Annotated in this window: 19 protein-coding genes; 3 read left to right on the forward strand and 16 right to left on the reverse strand. The window is 64.4% G+C overall.

Annotation, left to right across the window (positions count from 1 at the left end):
- Window positions 1-18 precede the first annotated feature (18 nt).
- The 5 genes from sucA to sdhC form a co-directional block, all read right to left on the reverse strand.
- The gene (gene sucA, locus C7I36_RS14635) at window positions 19-2826 is read right to left on the reverse strand and encodes a 2-oxoglutarate dehydrogenase E1 component (protein WP_106454434.1); all 2808 of its coding nucleotides are present in this window, start codon (window positions 2824-2826) and stop codon (window positions 19-21) included.
- Window positions 2827-2922: 96 nt separating this feature from the next.
- Window positions 2923-3639: a succinate dehydrogenase iron-sulfur subunit gene (locus tag C7I36_RS14640; RefSeq protein ID WP_106454435.1), complete on the reverse strand. Its 717-nt coding sequence runs from the start codon at window positions 3637-3639 to the stop codon at window positions 2923-2925.
- Window positions 3640-3653: 14 nt separating this feature from the next.
- Window positions 3654-5420: a succinate dehydrogenase flavoprotein subunit gene (gene sdhA, locus C7I36_RS14645; protein ID WP_106454436.1), complete on the reverse strand. Its 1767-nt coding sequence runs from the start codon at window positions 5418-5420 to the stop codon at window positions 3654-3656.
- A gap of 1 nt (window position 5421) precedes the next feature.
- Window positions 5422-5766 (reverse strand): succinate dehydrogenase, hydrophobic membrane anchor protein, encoded by a 345-nt coding sequence (gene sdhD / locus C7I36_RS14650; RefSeq protein ID WP_106454437.1) that lies wholly within the window; start codon window positions 5764-5766, stop codon window positions 5422-5424.
- On the reverse strand, window positions 5760-6149 hold the full coding sequence (gene sdhC, locus C7I36_RS14655) for a succinate dehydrogenase cytochrome b556 subunit (RefSeq protein ID WP_245880130.1): 390 nt from the start codon (window positions 6147-6149) through the stop codon (window positions 5760-5762). Before sdhC ends, sdhD begins: the two co-directional genes overlap by 7 nt.
- 407 nt (window positions 6150-6556) lie before the next feature.
- Here sdhC and C7I36_RS14660 point away from each other — a divergent pair, with 407 nt between their 5' ends.
- Window positions 6557-7843: a citrate synthase gene (locus C7I36_RS14660; RefSeq protein ID WP_106454439.1), complete on the forward strand. Its 1287-nt coding sequence runs from the start codon at window positions 6557-6559 to the stop codon at window positions 7841-7843.
- Between the two features lie 72 nt (window positions 7844-7915).
- Here C7I36_RS14660 and C7I36_RS14665 read toward each other — a convergent pair whose 3' ends face one another.
- The 8 genes from C7I36_RS14665 to C7I36_RS14700 all read right to left on the reverse strand — a co-directional run bounded on the left by C7I36_RS14665 (window position 7916) and on the right by C7I36_RS14700 (window position 15587).
- On the reverse strand, window positions 7916-8233 hold the full coding sequence (locus C7I36_RS14665) for an Hsp20/alpha crystallin family protein (protein WP_342749491.1): 318 nt from the start codon (window positions 8231-8233) through the stop codon (window positions 7916-7918).
- Between the two features lie 33 nt (window positions 8234-8266).
- Entirely contained in the window at window positions 8267-8452 is a 186-nt protein-coding gene (locus tag C7I36_RS14670) for a hypothetical protein (protein ID WP_106454441.1), read from the reverse strand.
- A 164-nt stretch (window positions 8453-8616) separates the two neighbouring features.
- Window positions 8617-9639 carry a class 1 fructose-bisphosphatase gene (fbp, locus tag C7I36_RS14675; protein ID WP_181256389.1) on the reverse strand — a complete coding sequence of 341 codons (1023 nt, stop codon included), beginning with the start codon at window positions 9637-9639 and terminating at the stop codon, window positions 8617-8619.
- A gap of 81 nt (window positions 9640-9720) precedes the next feature.
- Window positions 9721-10482, reverse strand: a complete 762-nt coding sequence (gene kdsB / locus C7I36_RS14680; RefSeq protein ID WP_106454443.1) for a 3-deoxy-manno-octulosonate cytidylyltransferase — start codon at window positions 10480-10482, stop codon at window positions 9721-9723.
- Complete coding sequence (locus C7I36_RS14685; RefSeq protein WP_106454444.1) at window positions 10479-10667, reverse strand: Trm112 family protein; 189 nt, start codon at window positions 10665-10667, stop codon at window positions 10479-10481. Before C7I36_RS14685 ends, kdsB begins: the two co-directional genes overlap by 4 nt.
- On the reverse strand, window positions 10657-11619 hold the full coding sequence (gene lpxK / locus C7I36_RS14690; RefSeq protein WP_106454445.1) for a tetraacyldisaccharide 4'-kinase: 963 nt from the start codon (window positions 11617-11619) through the stop codon (window positions 10657-10659). Before lpxK ends, C7I36_RS14685 begins: the two co-directional genes overlap by 11 nt.
- Window positions 11619-13370, reverse strand: coding sequence for a lipid A ABC transporter ATP-binding protein/permease MsbA (gene msbA / locus C7I36_RS14695; RefSeq protein ID WP_106454446.1), 1752 nt, complete (start codon window positions 13368-13370; stop codon window positions 11619-11621). The genes lpxK and msbA overlap by 1 nt, the downstream gene beginning before the upstream one ends.
- Window positions 13371-13397: 27 nt before the next feature.
- On the reverse strand, window positions 13398-15587 hold the full coding sequence (locus C7I36_RS14700) for a DNA internalization-related competence protein ComEC/Rec2 (RefSeq protein WP_106454447.1): 2190 nt from the start codon (window positions 15585-15587) through the stop codon (window positions 13398-13400).
- A 27-nt stretch (window positions 15588-15614) separates the two neighbouring features.
- Between C7I36_RS14700 and C7I36_RS14705 the strand changes: the two genes are divergently transcribed.
- Both C7I36_RS14705 and C7I36_RS14710 read left to right on the forward strand, forming a co-directional pair.
- Window positions 15615-16127 carry a DUF2062 domain-containing protein gene (locus tag C7I36_RS14705; RefSeq protein ID WP_106454448.1) on the forward strand — a complete coding sequence of 171 codons (513 nt, stop codon included), beginning with the start codon at window positions 15615-15617 and terminating at the stop codon, window positions 16125-16127.
- The gene (locus C7I36_RS14710; RefSeq protein ID WP_245880131.1) at window positions 16076-16630 is read left to right on the forward strand and encodes a DUF2062 domain-containing protein; all 555 of its coding nucleotides are present in this window, start codon (window positions 16076-16078) and stop codon (window positions 16628-16630) included. The genes C7I36_RS14705 and C7I36_RS14710 overlap by 52 nt, the downstream gene beginning before the upstream one ends.
- Window positions 16631-16675: 45 nt before the next feature.
- On the opposite strand, the gene lolE is transcribed toward C7I36_RS14710, so the two are convergent.
- Genes lolE through C7I36_RS14725 form a run of 3 tightly spaced genes read right to left on the reverse strand, consistent with a single transcriptional unit; the run spans window position 16676 to window position 19804 of the window.
- Window positions 16676-17917, reverse strand: a complete 1242-nt coding sequence (lolE, locus tag C7I36_RS14715; protein ID WP_106454449.1) for a lipoprotein-releasing ABC transporter permease subunit LolE — start codon at window positions 17915-17917, stop codon at window positions 16676-16678.
- Window positions 17917-18600, reverse strand: a complete 684-nt coding sequence (gene lolD, locus C7I36_RS14720; protein ID WP_106454450.1) for a lipoprotein-releasing ABC transporter ATP-binding protein LolD — start codon at window positions 18598-18600, stop codon at window positions 17917-17919. The genes lolE and lolD overlap by 1 nt, the downstream gene beginning before the upstream one ends.
- Window positions 18593-19804 (reverse strand): lipoprotein-releasing ABC transporter permease subunit, encoded by a 1212-nt coding sequence (locus tag C7I36_RS14725; RefSeq protein WP_106454451.1) that lies wholly within the window; start codon window positions 19802-19804, stop codon window positions 18593-18595. Before C7I36_RS14725 ends, lolD begins: the two co-directional genes overlap by 8 nt.
- Window positions 19805-19827 lie beyond the last annotated feature (23 nt).

Raw genomic sequence — 19827 nt, forward strand, 5'->3', positions numbered from 1 at the left:
CAATATGTCCTTAGTGCGTTATGCTTCAGTCAACGTCAGTGCGTCTTCAACCAACGCTTTTTGTTGTTGTAAGTGAACAGAGGTGTAACCCACGGCCGGGGACGCCGAAGCGGCACGACCGGCATAACGCAGGTTGGCACCCGCCGGTATCGCAGCCCAGAAGTGGTGCTGGCTGCAGTACCAGGCCCCCTGGTTTTGCGGCTCTTCCTGACACCAGACGAAATCGTTCACGTGCTGGTAGTCGGCAAGAATCGCGGCAACCTCTTCCTGAGGGAACGGATACAATTGCTCGATCCGGATAATGGCCACATCCGTTTGTTCATTCTTGCGGCGGGCGTCCAGCAGGTCGTAATAGACCTTGCCGGAGCACAGCACAACGCGCTTGACGCCCTTGGGATCCAGGTCATCGATCTCGCCGATGGCGTTCTGGAAGGTACCGCTCGCCAGGGTCTCCAGCTCGGACACCGCCAGCGGGTGGCGCAGCAGGGATTTGGGCGTCATCACCACCAGCGGCCGGCGCATGGGGCGCAGCACCTGGCGACGCAGCATGTGGAACACCTGGGCCGGGGTGGTGGGCACGCACACCTGCATGTTGTGCTCGGCGCACAATTGCAGGTAGCGTTCCAGGCGGGCACTGGAGTGCTCGGGGCCCTGGCCTTCGTAGCCGTGGGGCAGCAGCAGGGTCAGGCCGCACATCCGGCCCCACTTCTGCTCGCCGGAGCTCAGGAACTGGTCGATCACCACCTGGGCGCCGTTGGCGAAGTCACCGAACTGGGCTTCCCAGACGGTCAGGCCTTCCGGCTCGGCGGTGGCGTAGCCGTATTCGAACGCCATCACCGCCTCTTCGCTCAGTACCGAGTCGTATACCTGGAACTGGCCCTGGCTGTCGGACAGGTGGCACAGCGGGGTATAGGTGCTGGCGTCGTTCTGGTTGTGCAGCACGGCGTGGCGGTGGAAGAAGGTGCCGCGGCCGGAGTCCTGGCCGGTGAGGCGCACTTCGTAGCCGCTGTCGCACAGGGTGGCGTAGGCCAGTACTTCGGCAAAGCCCCAGTCCGCCAGCTTCTCGCCCTTGGCCATCAGCTTGCGGTCTTCGTAGATCTTGGCCACCTGGCGCTGCAGGGTGTGGGTCTCGGGGTAGCTGGTCACCCGATCGCCCAGTTCCTTCAGCTTGTCCAGCGGATAGGTGGAGTCGTAGGGCATGTCCCACTCGTGACCCAGGTAGGGCGACCAGTCGACGGAATGCTTCTCCATCGGCCGCCATTCCTTGACCACACACTCGCCGTGATCCAGCGCATCCCGGTACTCGTTGATCATTGAGGTGACGTCTTCGGTGGAGACGGCCTTATCCTCGATCAGGCGATCGGCATAGATCTTGCGCGGAGTCGGGTGCTTTTTGATCTTCTGGTACATCAGCGGCTGGGTGGCGCTCGGTTCATCGGCCTCGTTGTGGCCGTGACGGCGGTAGCACACCAGATCGATCACCACGTCGCGGCCAAACTCGTTGCGGAAGTCCAGGGCCAGTTGGGTGACCTGCACCACGGCTTCCGGATCGTCGGCATTGACGTGGAAAATGGGCGCCTGCACCATCTTGGCGATGTCGGTGCAGTATTCGGTGGAGCGGGTGTCGCGTGGGTTGGAGGTGGTGAAACCCACCTGGTTGTTGACCACGATGCGCACGGTGCCGCCCACGCCATAGCCGCGGGTCAGGGACATGTTGAAGGTTTCCGCCACCACGCCCTGGCCGGCGAAAGCCGAGTCGCCGTGGATGGTGATCGGCAGCACCTGGCGACCGTCCGGGTTCTCCAGCCGGTCCATCCGCGCGCGCACCGAACCGATGACCACCGGGTTGACGATTTCCAGGTGGGAGGGGTTGAACGCCAGCGCCAGGTGCACCACGCCACCGGGGGTGTCGAAGTCGGAGCTGAAGCCCATGTGGTATTTGACGTCACCGGAACTCTGGGTGTCGTACTTGCCGGCGAAGGCGTCGAACAAATCCTGCGGACGCTTGCCCAACACGTTGACCAGCATGTTCAGACGGCCCCGGTGGGCCATGCCGATCACCACTTCACGGCCGCCCTTCTCGCCGAAACGGCGGATCAGTTCCTTGGTCATGGGGATCAGCGCATCGCCCCCTTCCAGGGAGAAGCGCTTGGCGCCGGGGAACTTGGCACCCAGGTATTTTTCCAGGCCTTCGGCCGCGGTCAGGCTGTCGAGGAAGCGCAGCTTGTCTTCCTTGCTGAACTGGGGCGCGCCGACCACCGGTTCGAGGCGGCTCTGGATCCAGCGCTTTTCCTCGGTGCTGGTGATGTGCATGTATTCCGCACCCACGGAGCCGCAGTAGGTTTTCTTCAGGGCGTCCACCAGTTCCTTCAGCTTCATGGTTTCCTTGCCGATGGCATAGGAACCCACGTTGAAGGTGGCGTCCAGATCGGCGCCGGTCAGGTTGTGGAACGCCGGGTCCAGCTCGGCCACCGTCTCCCGCTTCCACAGCCCCAGCGGATCCAGGTTGGCATTCTGGTGGCCACGGAAACGGTAGGCGTTGATCAGCTGAAGGACTTTGACTTGCTTGGCGTCGGTCTGGGGGTCACTGACCGGGGTGGCATAACGGGAATTGTCTTTGGCGAGGCGGCGAAAATAATCTCTGACTTGCGAATGGGGTTGCTCCTGGGATTCGGCCGGTGGCAGCGCATCAAATACGCTCCGCCATTCTTCCGACACGGATTCAGGGTCAGCAAGGTAGGCCTCATACAGGTCTTCTACATAGGTCGCATTGGCACCGGCCAGGTGAGAGGATTCCAGCCAGGCTTGCATTACGCCATTGTGCATCTTTATCCCTTTGTAACTTCTCGACAGGGCTACTGTCGTTCTGGTCGTCGAGTCAAAGCCGCCCTTGCGGGCGGCGGATTATCTGTTTGGGACTATTTACACGGCCCGCTTCAGCAGCATGGACTTGATATGACCGATGGCCTTGGTGGGGTTCAGGCCCTTCGGACATACGTTGACACAGTTCATGATGCCGTGGCAGCGGAACACGCTGAAGGCGTCATCCAGGTTGGACAAGCGCTCGTCGGTGGCGGTATCGCGGCTGTCGGCCAGCCAGCGATAGGCGGCCAGCAGGCCGGCCGGACCGATGAACTTGTCCGGATTCCACCAGAAGGAGGGGCAGGAGGTCGAGCAGCAGGCGCACAGGATGCACTCATACAGCCCGTCCAGCTTGGCCCTGTCTTCCGGCGACTGCAGGCGCTCGCGGGCGGGCGGCTGCTTGTCTTCGGCGATGAGGAAGGGCTTGACCTTCTCCCACTGGGTGTAGAACTGGCTCATGTCGACCACCAGATCGCGCACCACCGGCAGGCCGGGCAGCGGGCGGATCACCACCTTGTTGTCCTTGCCCAGCAGGTCGGACAGCGGGGTGATACAGGCCAGGCCGTTCTTGCCGTTCATGTTCAGGCCGTCGGAGCCACACACGCCTTCGCGGCAGGAGCGGCGGAACGCCAGGCCGGGATCCTGCTCCTTCAGCAGCAGCAGGGCATCCAGCACCATCATGTCGGAGCCCTGGGGGACCTCCAGCCGATAGTCCTTCATGTGCGGTGCAGAATCGGTTTCCGGGTTGTAGCGGTAAACAGAAATGGTAACTTGCATGTTATCCCCTCCCCTCAGTAAGTCCGCGCCTTCGGCGGGAAAGCGTCACGGGTCTTCGGCGACATGTTCACGGAGCGCTTGGTCATGGACTCGGTTTCCGGGCTGTACAGTGAGTGGCACAGCCAGTTCTCGTCGTCACGCTCCGGATAGTCGAAGCGGGAGTGGGCGCCACGGGACTCGGTGCGGAAGTTCGCGGCCACGGCAGTGGCGTAGGCGGTTTCCATCAGGTTGTCCAGTTCCAGGCACTCGATGCGCTGGGTGTTGAAGTCGCGGCTGGTATCGTCCAGACGGGCGGACTTCAGGCGCTCGCGAATGACCTTGAGCTCGGCCAGGCCTTCGGCCATGGCATCGCCTTCCCGGAACACGGAGAAGTTGTTCTGCATGCAGCGCTGCAGATCCTTCTTGATCTGAACCGGGTCCTCGCCGCTGCGGGTATTTTCCCAGCGGTGATAGCGGGCCAGGGAGGCCTCGAGGTCGGACTCGGACGCACCGCGCACATCGTCCAGCTCGTTCAGGGCCTCGGTCAGGTGACGACCCACGGCACGACCGAACACCACCAGGTCGAGCAGGGAGTTGCCGCCCAGGCGGTTGGCGCCATGCACCGACACACAGGCGATCTCGCCTACCGCGAACAGGCCCTTCACCGGCACGTCGTTGCCGTTGGCGTCCTGTTTCAGGGCCTGGCCGTGCACGTTGGTGGGGATACCGCCCATCATGTAGTGACAGGTGGGGATAACGGGGATCGGCTCTTTCACCGGATCCACGTGGGCGAAGGTACGGGACAGCTCGCAAATGCCGGGCAGACGGCTTTCCAGTACTTCCTTGCCCAGGTGATCCAGCTTCAGCTTGATGTGCGGGCCCCAGGGACCATCACAACCGCGGCCTTCGCGGATCTCGATCATCATGGAACGGGCCACCACGTCACGACCGGCCAGGTCCTTGGCGTTGGGGGCATAACGCTCCATAAAGCGCTCGCCGTCCTTGTTCAGCAGGTAACCGCCCTCGCCCCGGCAACCTTCGGTCACCAGCACGCCGGCGCCGGCGATGCCGGTGGGGTGGAACTGCCACATTTCCATGTCCTGCACCGGCACGCCGGCGCGCAGCGCCATGCCGACACCGTCGCCGGTGTTGATGTGGGCGTTGGTGGTGGACTGGAAGATACGACCGGCGCCGCCGGTGGCCAGTATGGTGGCCTTGGCCTTGAAGTAGACTACTTCACCGGTTTCGATGTCGATGGCGGTACAGCCCACCACATCGCCGTCCTGGTTTTTCACCAGATCCAGGGCATACCACTCGGAGAACACCGTGGTCTGGTGCTTGACGTTCTGCTGGTACAGAGTATGCAGCAGGGCGTGGCCGGTACGGTCGGAGGCGGCCGCGGTACGGGCCGCCTGCTCGCCGCCGAAGGCCTTGGACTGGCCGCCGAAGGGACGCTGGTACACCTTGCCGTTATCGAAACGGGAGAAGGGCAGGCCCATTTTTTCCAGCTCGAGGATGGCCTCGGGACCGGTCTGGCACATAAACTCGATGGCGTCCTGGTCACCGATGTAGTCGGAGCCCTTGACGGTATCGTACATGTGCCATTCCCAGTTGTCGTCGTGGGCGTTGCCCAGCGCGACCGTGATGCCGCCCTGGGCGGACACGGTATGGGAACGGGTCGGGAATACCTTCGACAACAGCGCGCAGCTCTTGCCGGATTCAGCGATTTGAAGGGCGGCGCGCATGCCGGCGCCGCCGGCGCCGATTACCACGGCGTCGAATTCACGGATTGCAATAGTCACCTTATACACCCCACAGGACAACGATGCCGGTCAGCAGATACACCAGCAGCAACACCACCACGCCGAACTGGGCCAGGCCACGCCAGAAGGCGGGCTTGACGTAGTCGGACAGCACCTGCCAGGCACCGATCCAGCCGTGCATCAGCACGCTGAACAGGGCCAGCAGGGTGAACACCTTGGTGAAGGTCCTGTCGAAGAAGCCGGTCCAGACATCATAGGTGATGTCGTTGAAGGCGATGAACCCCACCAGGTAGATGGTGTATAAGGTAAGAATTACAGCAGTCGCACGGATCAACATGAAGTCGTGCACGCCGCTGCGGCCAAAGGTTGCAGAATTGGTTACCATACCAGTACCCCCGCCAGCAGTGACAAAAAGATTGTCACACCGAACGCCACTTTGGCGCTCAGCGCACCCGACTCCAGCTCCTCACAGTAGCCCAGGTCCATAATGAGGTGGCGAATGCCGCCCACTATGTGATAGGCCAGCGCAGTCAGCACACCCCAGAGGATCAGCCCGACGAAGAAACCGTCAAGGATGTCCACGACCGCCTGGAAGCCCTGCTCGGAAGAGAGGGATTCACTGAGCAGCCACATCAGGATGGCGAGTGCAAACAGCGTGATGACACCGGCAACCCGGTGGAGGATGGATGCGATAGCGGTGACAGGTTGGCGAATAGTCCGTAGGTCGAGGTTTACAGGTCTCTGTTTTTTAGTCACGGTCTTGCCCACTAGCTCCATTGAGCACGTTAGTTATTGTTTTAACAGATATTGCCCGGGTATATGAAATGAGGACATGGCCGAAAATGCATGGTCCGCCACCCCTGCCCGACTGCTGCCCGGGAGCGGAGGTCTGCATCTGCAGCATGGCCACAACTGCATCCTATACCCTCGGCGGCCAGTATAAGGAGGGGGGAAAATAATTACAATGAAGGCCCTGAAACAATTGCCAAATATGTAAAGTCGATCGCACAACCGGGTTAACGGCCTGTAGGCCCGGCCGACGAAAATTGACATTGCCCCCCGCTTCTGTTTTCAATATGCCCGCACCATGGGAGGTGATGATGAGTGCACATGCACTTTGACTGCATAAAAATCCTTACCCGTGGACCTAATTATAAAAGCAAAGGAGACGTGCTATGGCTGACCAAAAGGCCACACTGCATCTGCCCGGCAAGGAACCCATCGAGCTTCCTATCGCCTCCGGCACTGCTGGTTACGATGTGATCGATATCAGTTCCCTCGGCTCACACGGTTACTTCACCTTCGACCCCGGATTCCTGGCGACGGCCTCCTGCCGCTCCGAAATCACCTATATCGACGGGGACAAGGGCATACTGCTGCACCGCGGCTACCCTATCGAACAACTGGCCCAGGATGCCAGCTACCTGGAAGTCTGCTACCTGCTGCTCTACGGCGAAGCCCCCACCGCCAAGCAGTACGAAGAATTCCACCGCAACATCATGCGCCACACCATGGTGCACGAGCAGTTGTCGTCCTTCTTCAAGGGTTACCGTCGCGATGCCCACCCCATGGCTATCGTCTGCGGCGTAATCGCCGGCCTGTCGGCCTTCTACCATGATCCCATGGACATCAACAATCCCCGCCACCGGGAAATCGCGGCCCACCGCCTGATCGCCAAGATGCCGACCATCGCCGCCATGGCCTACAAATATTCCGTCGGCCAGCCGTTCGTCTATCCGCGCAACGACCTGAGCTATGCCGGCAACTTCCTGCAGATGATGTTTGCCGTGCCCTGCGAAGACTACAAGGTCAACCCCATCGTCGAGCGCGCCATGGACCGCATCTTCACCCTGCACGCGGACCATGAACAGAACGCCTCCACCAGCACGGTACGCCTGGCCGGCTCCAGCGGCGCCAACCCCTTCGCCTGTATCGCCGCCGGCATCGCCTCCCTGTGGGGACCCGCCCACGGCGGCGCCAACGAAGCCTGCCTGATGATGCTGGAAGAAATCGGCTCGGTCGATCGCATCCCCGAGTACATCGACAAGGCCAAGGACAAGGACGACCCCTTCCGCCTGATGGGCTTCGGCCACCGGGTGTACAAGAACTTCGACCCCCGAGCCAAGGTCATGCGCGAAACCTGCCACGAAGTGCTGGACGACCTGAAAATCCAGGATCCGCTGCTCGACGTGGCCATGGAGCTGGAGCGCATCGCCCTGTCCGACCAGTACTTTATCGATCGCCAGCTGTACCCGAACGTGGACTTCTACTCCGGCATCATCCTCAAGGCCATCGGTATTCCCACGTCCATGTTTACCGTGATCTTCGCCCTGGCCCGCACCGTCGGCTGGATGTCCCACTGGAACGAAATGATCTCCGATCCCAAGCAGAAGATCGGTCGTCCGCGCCAGCTGTATACCGGCGCCGCCCAGCGCGACTTCAGGACCCAGGTCGAGAAGTAAGCGCACAGCGCGATTCAGAACCCACAAGGCCGGCATTATGCCGGCCTTTTTTGTGGCCTATGGTGGCGGGCCTCAGCCGGCGATGTTGATGTTTTTACTCTTGCTCGTGCTCTGGGGCTTGCGCGGTACCCTTATCTTCAGCACGCCGTCCTTGAATTCGGCGTCTATGCCTTCGTCCTCGGCGTCGGCCGGCAGGGTGAGCACCCGCTGGAAGTGGCCGTAACTGCGCTCGATACGGTGCAGCTTGTCGCTTTTTTCTTCATGTTCATGTTTTTTTTCGCCGCGAATGATGAGCTTGTCGCCCTCGCGCACCAGGCTGATGTCTTCCTTGCGGGTGCCGGGTATCTCCATGCTGATCAGGTAGCTGTCGTTGCGCTCGCTGATGTCCAGGCTGGGCTTGAACTGGGCCGGCGAGGGCCAGTCCTAGAGCAGGGGATCGCTGCCGAAGCGGCGCAGGCTGTGTTCGAACAGCCGATCCATTTCCCGCTGCAGGCGCAGTATGGGATGGGCGTCCTGATCGTTGCCGACCATGGGCATGGCGTCGTCCTGCTCGTGGCGGAACCAGTTCCAGGGGGCCAGCCGGGATGAAGTAAGTTCTTTCGGTGCCATAACCTTGCTCCTTGATGACGGCGCCGTCGCCGCCTCCAGGTAATAAGTATTGACCGCCCGCCGGACCTTTCAAGGGCCGGATCCTGATCCCGATCAAAGCGCTCTTCATCGGGTTGCAGGCATCAAAAAGGGCGCCGCAGCGCCCTGAACATCATGGTCGTCCGTTAGCGGTCGTTGTCCGGCGCCGAATACTGGGCCATAAACTCTTCGGCCTTGTCCACCATGCGGGTGGAGCCGATGAAATAGGGCGTACGCTGGTGCAGGGAAGTGGGCTTGATTTCCATAATCCGGCGAAAGCCGTCGGACGCCTTGCCGCCCGCCTGCTCGGCCAGGAACGCCAGGGGGTTGCACTCGTACAACAGGCGCAGCTTGCCGTTGGGGGCGCTGGTGCCGGACGGATAGATATAAATACCGCCCTTGAGCATGTTGCGGTGGAAGTCGGACACCAATGAACCGATATAGCGGGAGGTATAGGGGCGCTTGCTGGCGTCGTCCTTCTCCTGGCAATACTTGAGGTACTTTTTCACGCCATCGGGAAACTTGATGTAGTTGCCTTCGTTGATGGAGTAGATGGTGCCTTCCTCGGGAATGCGGATATTCTCGTGGGACAGGCAGAAGGAGCCGAGGGAAGGATCATAGGTAAAACCGTGCACCCCGTGGCCGGTGGTGTATACCAGCATGGTGGAGGAGCCGTACACCACGTAGCCGGCGGCAATCTGGTTGATGCCCGGCTGCAGGAAGTCCTCCAGCGTCACCGGCTGGCCCGGCTCGCTGATACGCCGGTAAATGGAGAAGATGGTCCCTACGGAAACGTTTACGTCGATGTTCGAAGAGCCGTCGAGGGGGTCCATCAACACCACATACTTGGCGTTGGAGTGGTTTTCGCTGTCGAAGGCGACGAAGTCGTCCTCTTCCTCCGAGGCGATACCGCACACCTCGCCCCGGGCTTCCAGCGCCGCCTTGAAGCGATCGTTGGCGAACACATCCAGCTTCTGCTGCACTTCCCCCTGCACATTCTCGCTGCCGCTGCTGCCGCCGATGATGTCGGACACCAGGCCGGCCCGGTTGATCTCCCGGTTGACCACCTTGGCCGCGCGGCGGATGGAAGACAGCAGAGACGACAGCTCGCCGGTGGCGCTGGGGTATTCAGCTTGTTTCTTGACGATGTATTCACCCAGGGTAATCATATGGTTCCTCAGACGTTTCCTTTTGTGGCGGCCGGGCCGCCCTGTGGCGGGGAATGTACCCCGTTATCTTTTTTCTTGCAGTTAATTTTGTCGGCCCTGGCCGGCCAGCAGGCGCCGTACCGCGTCCAGATCCTCGGGGGTATCGACCCCGGGAGGCGGCTCGACACAAGCCCGGGCCAGAGCAATGGCCTCGCCGTGCCAGAGCACCCGCAGCTGCTCCAGTTTTTCCAGCTGCTCCAACGGGCTGGCCGGTAATTCCAGGTAGCGGCGGACAAACCCTGCCCGGTAGGCGTAAATGCCGATATGGCGCAGGCAGGCGCCGAGCCCGGGGGCCCCCGCCGCCGCGCCGTCCCTGTCCCAGGGAATGGGCGCGCGGCTGAAGTACAGGGCCTTGCCCGCCAGGCTGTGCACCACCTTGACCACGTTGGGATCCTGCCACTGGGCCGCCGTTGTCAGCGGCGTGGCCAGGGTTGCCATGGGCGCATCGCTGGCCGCCAGCAGGCCCGCCACCTGATCCACCAGCTCGGGCGGCAACAGGGGTTCGTCACCCTGCACGTTGACCACTATCTCGTCCGGCGCCAGCCCCAGTTGCTCCACCACTTCCGCCAGCCGCTCGGTGCCGGATTCGTGATCGGCCCGGGTCATGCACACCTCCACCCCGCTGCCGGCCAGGGCATCGCGGATGCGCCCGTCGTCGGTGGCCACCACCACCCGGCTGGCGGCACTGAGCCGGGCCTGTTCGGCCACCCGCAGTATCATCGGCTTGCCGTGGATATCGGCCAGGGGCTTGCCCGGCAGCCGGCTGGAGCCGTAGCGGGCGGGGATCACCACCACGAAGTTCATCCGGGCAACTCGTCCAGGTCCAGTTTGCGGGCCCGGCTTTCCAGCAGCACCGGGATGTTTTCGGTAATGGGGTAAGCCAGCCGGTCGAAACGACAGACCAGCTCGTTGTGTTCCCGGTCCAGCTGCAGTTTGCCCTTGCATACCGGGCAGGCAATAATTTCCACCAGCTTGGCGTCAATCGCCATGGTTGAGCTCCTTAAGTCGGCTAAGCAACAGATGTTCAAATTCGGTCGGCAGACGGGCGTCCACCGGTAAATACCAGCAGTCGTCGTGGCCGCCAGGCCACTTGACCGCATCCTTTTCGGTCACCAGCAGCGGGGCCTGGCCAAGCCCGGCCAGTTGCGCGGGCGTAACCGCCTGATGATCCCCCAGCGCCAGCTGCCGCTCCAGTATAAAACCCTGTTCCGCCAGGGTGGTAAAAAAACGGGGCGGATGGCCGATGCCGGCCAGGGCGTGCACCCGGCTACCCGGCTTCGGGGGCTTTCCTTTACCGCTCACCGGCTGCAGGGGGCCGGGGGCCAGCGTCATCAGGTATTCACCGGGAGCGCAGGGGCCGCCATTGTTAATGACCGCGGCCACCGTCTCCAGCCGCCAGCGACCTTCCCGCAGCGGCCCCATGGGCAGCAGAAAACCGTTGCCGAAACGGCGCTTGCCATCCACCACCACCAGTTCGATATCCCGGGCCAGGGCATAATGCTGCAGGCCGTCGTCGCTGACGATGATGTCGGCGCCCAGCGCCGCCAGGCGGGCCGCGGCCTCGCGCCGGTTGGGCCCCACCACCACCGGGCAGCCGGTGCGCCGGTATATCAGCACCGGCTCGTCGCCGGCCTCGGCGGCGGAGGTCGTCTCGTTCAGCACCAGGGGATAGGCGGCGGCCTTGCCACCGTAGCCCCGGCTGATCACCCCGGGGCGGTAGCCCTGGCCGCGCAGCCATTCCACCAGCCAGACCACCAGCGGCGTCTTGCCGTTGCCACCCACGGTGAGGTTGCCCACCACGATCACCGGCACCGGCGCCCGGTACCGGGCCTGGCAACCGTAACGGTAGAGCCGGCGGCGCAGCCCGCTGGCCAGGGCAAACAGCAGGCTGAAGGGCGCCAGCAGCCACAGCCAGGCGGACCGGCGATACCAGGCCCGCATCAGGGCTCGCCGTACTGGATACTGCGCAGCTGGGCGTAGGCGCCCTGGCACGCCAGCAGCTCGGCGTGGCTGCCCCGTTCCACCACCCGGCCCTCGTCGATCACCAGGATTTCATCGGCGCTTTCGATGGTCGAGAGGCGGTGGGCGATGACCAGGGCGGTCCTGTCCTTGCGCAACTCTTCCAGCGCCGCCTGGATATGGCGCTCCGACTCGGTATCCAGCGCCGAGGTGGCCTCGTCCAGGATCAGCAGCGGCGCATTGCGCAGCAGGGCCCGGGCGATGGCGATGCGCTGGCGCTGGCCGCCGGAGAGATTGGCGCCGTTTTCGCCGATCACGGTATCGTAGCCCTGATCCAGCTTCTGGATGAACTCGTCGGCATAGGCCACCCTGGCCGCCGCCATGATCTGCTCGCGGCTGTACTCGCCCTGGGCCGCATAGGCGATATTGTTGGCAATGGTGTCGTTGAACAGGTGCACATGCTGGGACACCAGGGCGAACTGGCGGCGCAGGTCGCTCAGCCGGTATTCGCGGATATCCACGCCGTCGAGCAGAATCTCGCCCTGGTCGATATCGTAGAACCGGGTCAGCAGGCTGGCGATGGTGCTCTTGCCGGAGCCGGAGCGGCCCACCAGGGCGATGGTCTTGCCCGGGGACAGGCTGAAACTGACGTCGCGCAGGGCCGGCTGATCCTTGGTGGGATAGCAGAAGGTCACCCCGCGAAACTCGATGTCGCCCCGGGCGCGGCCCAGCTCGCGCCGGCCATTGTCCTGCTCCGCCTCGCTGTCGAGCAGCTCGAACAGGCTCTGGCTGGCGGCAATGCCGCGCTGGTAGGGACCGTTGACCTGGGTCAGGCTCTTGAGCGGGCGCATCAGCATCATCATGGAGGTGACGATCACGGTAAAGGTGCCCGGGGTCAGCTCCTGCTGAATGTCCTCGAAGGTAGCCACAAACAGCAAGATGGCCAGGGCGGTGGAGGCGATCACCTGCACCAATGGGGTGCCGATGGAATCCGCCGCCACCATCTTCATGTTCTGCTGGCGCACCTTGTTGCTGACCTTGAAAAAGCGCCGGGCCTCGACCTCCTGGCCGTTGAACATCAGCACTTCCTTGTGGCCCTTGAGCATCTGCTCGGTGCTGCTGGTGATGTTGCCCATGGCCGCCTGCATGCCCTTGCTGATGCGGCGAAAGCGCCGGCTGATCACCGCTATCATCACCCCCACCACCGGGCCGACGATAAAGAAGATGAGCGACAGTTGCCAGGAATGGTAGAACATCAGCCCCAGCAGGCCGATGACGGTGGCCCCCTCGCGCACCAGGGTCACCAGGGTGGAGCTGGCGGCGGACGACACCTGAGAGGCGTCGTAGGTCACCTTCGACAGCAGGTTGCCGGTGTTATGCCGATCAAAAAACGCCACCGGCATCGCCATCAGCTTGTTGAACACCTGTTGTTGCAGGGACAGCACCACGTGGTTGCCGACCCAGGCCATGCAATAGCCGGAAAGAAAGGTACAGATCCCCCGCAAAAAGACGATACCGATCACAAATACCGGCATCCACTTCAGGACGTTCGGATCCTGGCCGGTCAGGCCCTCGTCGATCAGCGGCTTGATGGAATAGACAAAGGTGGTGTCGACGGCGGCATAGCCGGCCATGCCGATGATGGCCGCCACCAGGCCGAGCTTGCGCTCCCTGACATAGCCCAGCAGGCGCTTGAGCACCGGCCAGGAAGAGGAGTGTGCATCTTGGGACATAAGGTCTCTGCCTTGAAAAACAAGGCGCTATTCTAGCGGCTTCGCCTCGTTCAACCAAGCGTTGAGCCGATGATACCAGGGGCCGGGCCGTCCCCGCCCCTGCCGGCGCCAGCCATCGGGGCCGGCCACCAGGTGGATCATGCCCTCCTCGCCGGTGACCAGTTGGGTCACACCCGCTCGCCTGAAGCGGGCGCTCACCTCGGCCGACGGAAAGCCCCAGCGGTTGGCAAAACCGGCGGTATGCACCACCAGCGCCGGGTCCACCGCCCGGATAAAGGCGACGGTGGAAGAGCTGCGGCTGCCGTGATGGGGGCTTATCAGCAGGTCGGCGGCCAGCGCCTGGCCGCTCGAGAGCAGCGCCCGCTCGGCGCCGGCCTCGATGTCGCCGGTGAGCAGCAGGCTGCGGCGGCCGTCGCTGATGTGCAGCACGCAGGAGTCGTTGTTGCGATGTCCGCCCGGCTGCCGCGGCCAGAGCACCCTGAGGGTAAGGGCTCCCCAGCGGGCCTGCTGGCCGGCGCGGCAATGCTGGCTGCCCTGCCAGGCGCCCCAACGATGGGCGGGCGCCAGCCGCTCGGCCAGGTAATCCCGGTTGGCGCTGTGGTCGCTGTCCTCGTGGCTGATCACCAGGTAATCGAGCCGTTCCAGGCCGAGCCGGGTCAGCAGCGGCAGGACCACGGCGTCGGCCATATTGAAGCCGGAGGGAAAACGGTTGCCGGTGTCGTACAGCAGCGCCCGCTGGCCCTGGGTCACCAGCACCGACAATCCCTGGCCCACATCCAGTACCCGCACCTCCCAGGACGGCCCGGGCCAGAGCGCCAGCAGCAGCAGGTAACCCGCCGCCGGCAGCAACCGGTCGGCGCCCGGCAACAGCCGGCACAGACCCAGCAACAGGACGAGCAGTACCAATCCCTGGCTGGTGGCCGACAGCGCCAGCCAGGGCGACCAGCCCGATGCCAGCGCGTGCAGCAGCGCCATCAGCCGGCTGAAAATCAGATCCAGCAGCGCCAGGGGCGGCCCGACCAGGGCGGGCCAGAGCACCAGCAAGACACAGGCGAGCAGCAACAGGGGGATCAGCAGCAGCGAAAACAGCGGTATCAACACCAGATTGGCCAGCAACGACAGCCAGCTGACGCCGCCGAACAACAGCATCACCGGAGGCAGCAACAGCAGGGTCAGCCCCAGTTGCAGGCGCAGCAGCCGCCATCCGCCGCCGCCGGCCAGCAACAGCAGGGCCGCCACCGCCAGCACCGACAGCCAGAAACCCTGGTTCAGCACCAGCCAGGGCATTCCCAGCAGCAACAGCGCCATGGCCAGCAACAGGATGCGCCGGCCGGTCCAGAACCGGCCCCAGGCGGCCAGGCCCAGCCACAACAACAGCATTACCAGGGCGCGCTGGGTCGGCACCGCAAACCCCGCCAGCCAGGCATAGCCGAAGGCCAGCAGCGCCCCCGCCAGCCAGCCGCCGCGCCGCCCGCCGAGCAACCGTCCCGCCAGTACGCCGAGCCCTGCCACCAGGCCGATGTGCAGGCCCGAAATGGCGAACAGGTGGCTGATGCCGAGCGCGCGCAGCATCTCCCAGTCCGTCGCCGACAAGCCGCCGCGCTCGCCAAAGCTCAGGGCTAGCAGCCAGGGCGCCGAGGCCAGGCCCTCCGTGGCCCGCCGAAAACGCTCGAGCAGCCGCTCCCGGGGCGCCACCGGCACCGGCTGACGCGACAGGGTGGCGGACAGGTAGCCCCGGGCGCTGATCCCCTGGCCCAGCAGCCAGCGGGCGCTGTTGAAGGTGCCCGGATTGGCCAGGCTGTGGGGCGGATACAGCCTGGTAATGGCGCTGAAACCTTCGCCCCGGGCGGGTGGCGGCGCGTCCCCATACCAGCTCAGCAGCACCTGGGGCCGGGGTGAAAGTTCTTGACCATCAAGGCTTTTCAGACTGACAATCAGCCGATTGGAGCCATCCTGACGCTGCTGAAGTTCGGCCACCCGGCCCACCACCAGTTGATTATGCCCCACCAGCCCGGGTTGCTGCAGCCAGCCGAGCTGCCAGTGAGTAAAGCATAAAGCCCAGGCCAGGCCCGCCAGAAAACAGGCCAGGGCCGGCCGCGAGCGCCAGCCCACGACACTCAGCAGGGCCAGCGCCAGCCACCACTCCCGGGCGGGCAACCAGGGCCAGATCAGGAGGCTGGAAACGCCGGCGCAAAAGAAGAACAGCCGCTTGTCCATCCGATAAGTATTGCGGACCTGGAGCAGATGCCAAAAAAGACCCTTAAACGCCTGATGCCCGACCCCGGGACCATCAAGAACCACAAATACCTGAGCCGGCTCGGCAGCCGGCTGCACGACACCAACCTCTGGCACCTGAACCGCCACTCGGCGGCCGGTGCCTTTGCCGTGGGCCTGTTCTGCGCCTGGCTGCCGATCCCCTTCCAGATGGTGGTGTCGGCCCTCGGCGCCATGCTGTTCCGGGTCAACCTGCCGCTGTCGGTGGTGCTGGTGTGGTTCACCAATCCCCTGACCATGCCGCCCATGTTCTACTTTGCCTACCGGCTGGGTTCCTTTCTGCTGGGCAAGCCCCACCACTACGAACATTTCGAGGTCAGCCTGAGCTGGCTGGCCGGGGCCATGAGCACCGCCGGGCCGCCCTTTTTGCTCGGCTGCCTGGTGCTGGGGCTGGTCAGCGCCGCCACCGGTTTCATGACCATCCACGGCCTGTGGCGCTGGTCGATTTCCCGCCAGTGGAAACACCGGCGCCGGAGCCGGTGATGCTGCGCCACTGGCTGCGCAGCAAGATGCCGAGCCAGGACACCCTGCGCCAGCACAAGGTGCTGGCGCTGTTTGGCGAACGCCTGCTCGATCCCGACTGCTGGTTCTGCAACCGTCATTCCGCCGCCGTCGCGGTGGGTGCCGGCCTGTTCGCCGCCTGGCTGCCATTGCCCATGCACACCCTGGCGGCGGTGGCCCTGGCGCTGGGCCTGCGCGGCTACCTGCCGCTGGCCATCGCCATGGTCTGGGTCAATAACCCGGTGACCCTGGCGCCCATGTATTACCTGGCCTACCGCTTCGGCGCCCACCTGCTGGGCTCGCCCGAGCTGGACCTGGACGGGCCGCTGGAGCAGGAAGCCCTCGCCGCCGCCCTGCCCCTGCTCACCGGCGCCCTGCTGCTGGGCCTGGCCTCGGCCCTGCTCGGCTGGCTGCTGGTGCAACTGGGCTGGCGCGCCAAGGTGCTGTTCTCCTGGTGGCTGCGGCGGCAGAGCAGAAAACCGTAAGGGCTTGCCCAACATGGAGCGCAGGCGGGCCGCCTGCGCTCCAAATTAAGCTTCTCCCAGCAGTTGCCTCGGCAGCAGCCGGCCGGCGCGCCAGGCGGGGTAGAGGGTGGCGATGAAGATCAGCACCAGGGCCGAGCCGGTGACCAGCCAGAGATCCGCCCAGTGGAACTCGGTGGGGATAAAATCGATAAAGTACACCTCGGGGTTGAGCAGCCGGTGCCCGGTGAGCCGCTCATAACCCGCCACCATGTCCGACAGCCGGCTCGCCAGCACACCGCCGAGCAGGCCGCCCACCACCACGCCGGCCACCCCGTTGAGCATGCCCTGCACCACAAAGGCGCCGCGGATCTGCCAGGGACCGGCACCCATGGTCTTGAGGATGGCGATGTCGCCCTTCTTCTCGTTGACCGCCATCACCAGGGTGGACACGATATTGAAGCTGGCCACCGCCATCACCAGCAGCAGCACCACTATCATCAGGGTGCGCACCAGCTGGATGTCCCGGTAGATGTTGCCCTGGCTGTGCATCCAGCTGCTCACATAGAAAGGCGCCGGCAGCGGCATGGCGGCGTTCATGGTCAGGGTATCGGCGGCCAGCACCTGATCCACCCGCAGGTGGAAACCGCTCACCCTGTCCTCCAGCCCGCGCAGGGCCTGGGCATCCGCCAGGTGGGTATAGCCGAGCACGGTGTCGAGCTGGCCACCCAGGCGCAATATGCCCACCAGGGTAAAGCTGTGCCGGCGGGGCGAGCCAAAACCCTGGCTTCCGGGCGCGGGCAACAGCAGCGAGACGCTGTCGCCCAGCCTCAGCCCCAGCTGCTTCACTATGGCCTGGCCCAGGATAAGCCCCTGCTCGCCGGGGCGCAGGGCGGCCAGCCCGGCGCCGTCCAGAAACGGCGCCAGCGCCGAAATCCGCGACTCCCGCTCGGGCAGTACGCCCTGCAATTGCACCGCCTTGAGCTTGGCGCCCTTGCTGAGCAGCCCTTCCAGCGGCACAAAGGGTGCCGCCGCCTCGATGCCGGGAGCCGCTTCCAGGGCATCGAGCATATCGCGCCAACCGGACACCGGCGCCTCGGCGGCGTGGAGCTGGCCGTGGGGCAGCACCGACAGGATGCGGTTTTCCAGCTCGCGCTGGAAGCCGTTCATGGCCGACAGCCCCAGGATCAGGGCGCCCACCCCGATGGCGATGCCGAGGATGGACGCCACCGAAATAAAGGAAATAAAGCGGTTGCGCCGCTTGGACCGGCTGAAGCGCCAGCCCAGGTAAACGCTCAGGGGACGGAACATCAGCCTTGCTCCCGCAGTTTGCCGTCCACCAGCCGGGCCTGGCGATCGAGCCGGGCGGCCAGGGCCAGATCGTGGGTCACCACCACCAGGCCGGTGCCGAGCTCGCTCTGCAGCTCGGCCAGCAGGGCAAACACCTCGGCGGCGCTGTGGGCGTCCAGGTTGCCGGTGGGCTCGTCCGCCAGCACCAGGCGGGGATTGTTGACCAGGGCGCGGGCGATGGCCACCCGCTGGCGCTCGCCGCCGGACAGGGCCGAGGGCCTGTGCTCCAGCCGGTGGCCCAGGCCCACCCGGCCCAGCAGGGCCTCGGCCCGCGCCTTTGCCTCGGCCACCGGCCGGCCGGCGATCAGCAGCGGAATGGCGGCGTTTTCCAGGGCGCTGAACTCCCCCAGCAGGTGATGGAACTGGTAAACAAAGCCCAGCTTCCGGTTGCGAAAACGGGCCTGGGCCCGGCCCGGCAGCCGGTGCAGGTCTTCCCCTTCCACCAGCACCCGGCCGCCGCTCGGCGTGTCCAGGCTGCCCAGCAGGTGCAACAGGGTACTCTTGCCCGAGCCCGAACTGCCCACCACCGCCAGGCTTTCGCCGGCGTTCAGGGACAGGCTGACGCCGTCCAGAATATGCACCGGCCGCTCCCCGTCCTGATGGGTTTTGGTGAGGTGTTCAACCGTCAACAGGGGGTTATTCATAACGCAGCGCCTCGGCGGGTTGCACCCGTGACGCCCGCCAGGCCGGATAGAGGCTGGCCAGCACGCACAGGACAAGGGTGGAAAGAAGAATGGTCAGCAGTTGCCCGGGCAACAGCAGCACCGGCAACTGGCTGCCACCGGCGGACGAATAAAAGTTGATGCCGAGCACATTGAGCACGGCGTCCAGGTTGGTGCTGAGCAAGAGCCCAAGGGCAAAGCCGAGCAGGCTGCCCAGCACGCCGCTGAAGCCGCCCTGGATCATGAACACCGCCATCACCTTGGGCCGGCTGAGTCCCAGGGTTTGCAGCATGGCGATTTCGGCCTCCTTGTCGGTCACCACCATCACCATGGCAGACAGAATGTTGAAGGCCGCCACCAGGATGATCAACGCCAGCATCAGGCTCATCAGCCGCTTTTCCATGGCCACCGCCTGGAACAGCTCGCCCCGGCTCTGCTGCCAGCTGTCGTACACCAGCCCCTCGGGCAGGGCCGGCAGTTGCGCCAGCGCAAAAGGATCCTCGAGCCACAGGCGAAGGCCCGAAGCCTCGCCCTCGCCGTAGCGCAGCAGGCGGGCGGCATCCTCCAGCCGGGCCAGGGCCACCTGGCCGTCCACGTCGTTGCCGGTGCTGAAGGTACCGACCACGGTAAACACCCGCTGGCTCGGCACCCGGCCCAGGGGCGTAAAGCGGCTGCCTTCGGTCACCGTTACCCGCACTTCGTCGCCCGGCCCCACGCCCAGGCTGCGGGCCAGGCCGCTGCCCAGCACCAGGCCGTAGGGCAGATACTCAAAATACTCCCGGGTGCGCGGGTCCAGGCTGTGCAGCAGGGCATCGGCCGGGGTTTGCGGCACCACCCCGTACAGCTCGGCGCCGGTCAGATGGCCCGGCCCCTGCAGCATGGCCTCGGCACGGATAAAGGGGGCCGAGGCCCGCACCTGGGGGTGGCCGTAAAAGCGCGCCGCCTGGGCGGCGGGGTCGGCCAGCCGGCGCGACTCCTGGGTCACCAGCACATGGGGAATCACCCCCAGCATGCGATCCTTGAGCTGCTGCTCAAAGCCGTTCATCACCGCCGACACCAGGATCAGGGCGGTCACCCCCAGCAAAATGCCGACGGTCGAGAAGCCGGACACGAAGGAAGCAAAGCTGCGCCGCCCCCGGGCGCCCGCATAGCGCAGGCCCAGCATCAGCGTCAGGGGTTGAAACATGGTCTAATCATCCGTTTTTCAAA

Source organism: Zobellella taiwanensis (assembly GCF_003012795.1).
Taxonomy (GTDB): Bacteria; Pseudomonadota; Gammaproteobacteria; order Enterobacterales; family Aeromonadaceae; genus Oceanimonas; species Oceanimonas taiwanensis.

What these genes read in the sequence shown, in the direction of transcription:
- C7I36_RS14700 (WP_106454447.1), bottom strand. Translation starts at nt 15,587, where the DNA reads ATGGACAAGCGGCTGTTCTTCTTTTGCGCCGGCGTTTCCAGCCTCCTG.
- sdhD (WP_106454437.1), bottom strand. Translation starts at nt 5,766, where the DNA reads ATGGTAACCAATTCTGCAACCTTTGGCCGCAGCGGCGTGCACGACTTC.
- sucA (WP_106454434.1), bottom strand. Translation starts at nt 2,826, where the DNA reads ATGCACAATGGCGTAATGCAAGCCTGGCTGGAATCCTCTCACCTGGCC.
- C7I36_RS14705 (WP_106454448.1), top strand. Translation starts at nt 15,615, where the DNA reads ATGCCAAAAAAGACCCTTAAACGCCTGATGCCCGACCCCGGGACCATC.
- C7I36_RS14640 (WP_106454435.1), bottom strand. Translation starts at nt 3,639, where the DNA reads ATGCAAGTTACCATTTCTGTTTACCGCTACAACCCGGAAACCGATTCT.
- lpxK (WP_106454445.1), bottom strand. Translation starts at nt 11,619, where the DNA reads ATGCGGGCCTGGTATCGCCGGTCCGCCTGGCTGTGGCTGCTGGCGCCC.
- C7I36_RS14660 (WP_106454439.1), top strand. Translation starts at nt 6,557, where the DNA reads ATGGCTGACCAAAAGGCCACACTGCATCTGCCCGGCAAGGAACCCATC.
- C7I36_RS14685 (WP_106454444.1), bottom strand. Translation starts at nt 10,667, where the DNA reads ATGGCGATTGACGCCAAGCTGGTGGAAATTATTGCCTGCCCGGTATGC.
- lolE (WP_106454449.1), bottom strand. Translation starts at nt 17,917, where the DNA reads ATGTTCCGTCCCCTGAGCGTTTACCTGGGCTGGCGCTTCAGCCGGTCC.
- msbA (WP_106454446.1), bottom strand. Translation starts at nt 13,370, where the DNA reads ATGTCCCAAGATGCACACTCCTCTTCCTGGCCGGTGCTCAAGCGCCTG.
- C7I36_RS14725 (WP_106454451.1), bottom strand. Translation starts at nt 19,804, where the DNA reads ATGTTTCAACCCCTGACGCTGATGCTGGGCCTGCGCTATGCGGGCGCC.
- lolD (WP_106454450.1), bottom strand. Translation starts at nt 18,600, where the DNA reads ATGAATAACCCCCTGTTGACGGTTGAACACCTCACCAAAACCCATCAG.
- fbp (WP_181256389.1), bottom strand. Translation starts at nt 9,639, where the DNA reads ATGATTACCCTGGGTGAATACATCGTCAAGAAACAAGCTGAATACCCC.
- kdsB (WP_106454443.1), bottom strand. Translation starts at nt 10,482, where the DNA reads ATGAACTTCGTGGTGGTGATCCCCGCCCGCTACGGCTCCAGCCGGCTG.
- C7I36_RS14670 (WP_106454441.1), bottom strand. Translation starts at nt 8,452, where the DNA reads ATGGCACCGAAAGAACTTACTTCATCCCGGCTGGCCCCCTGGAACTGG.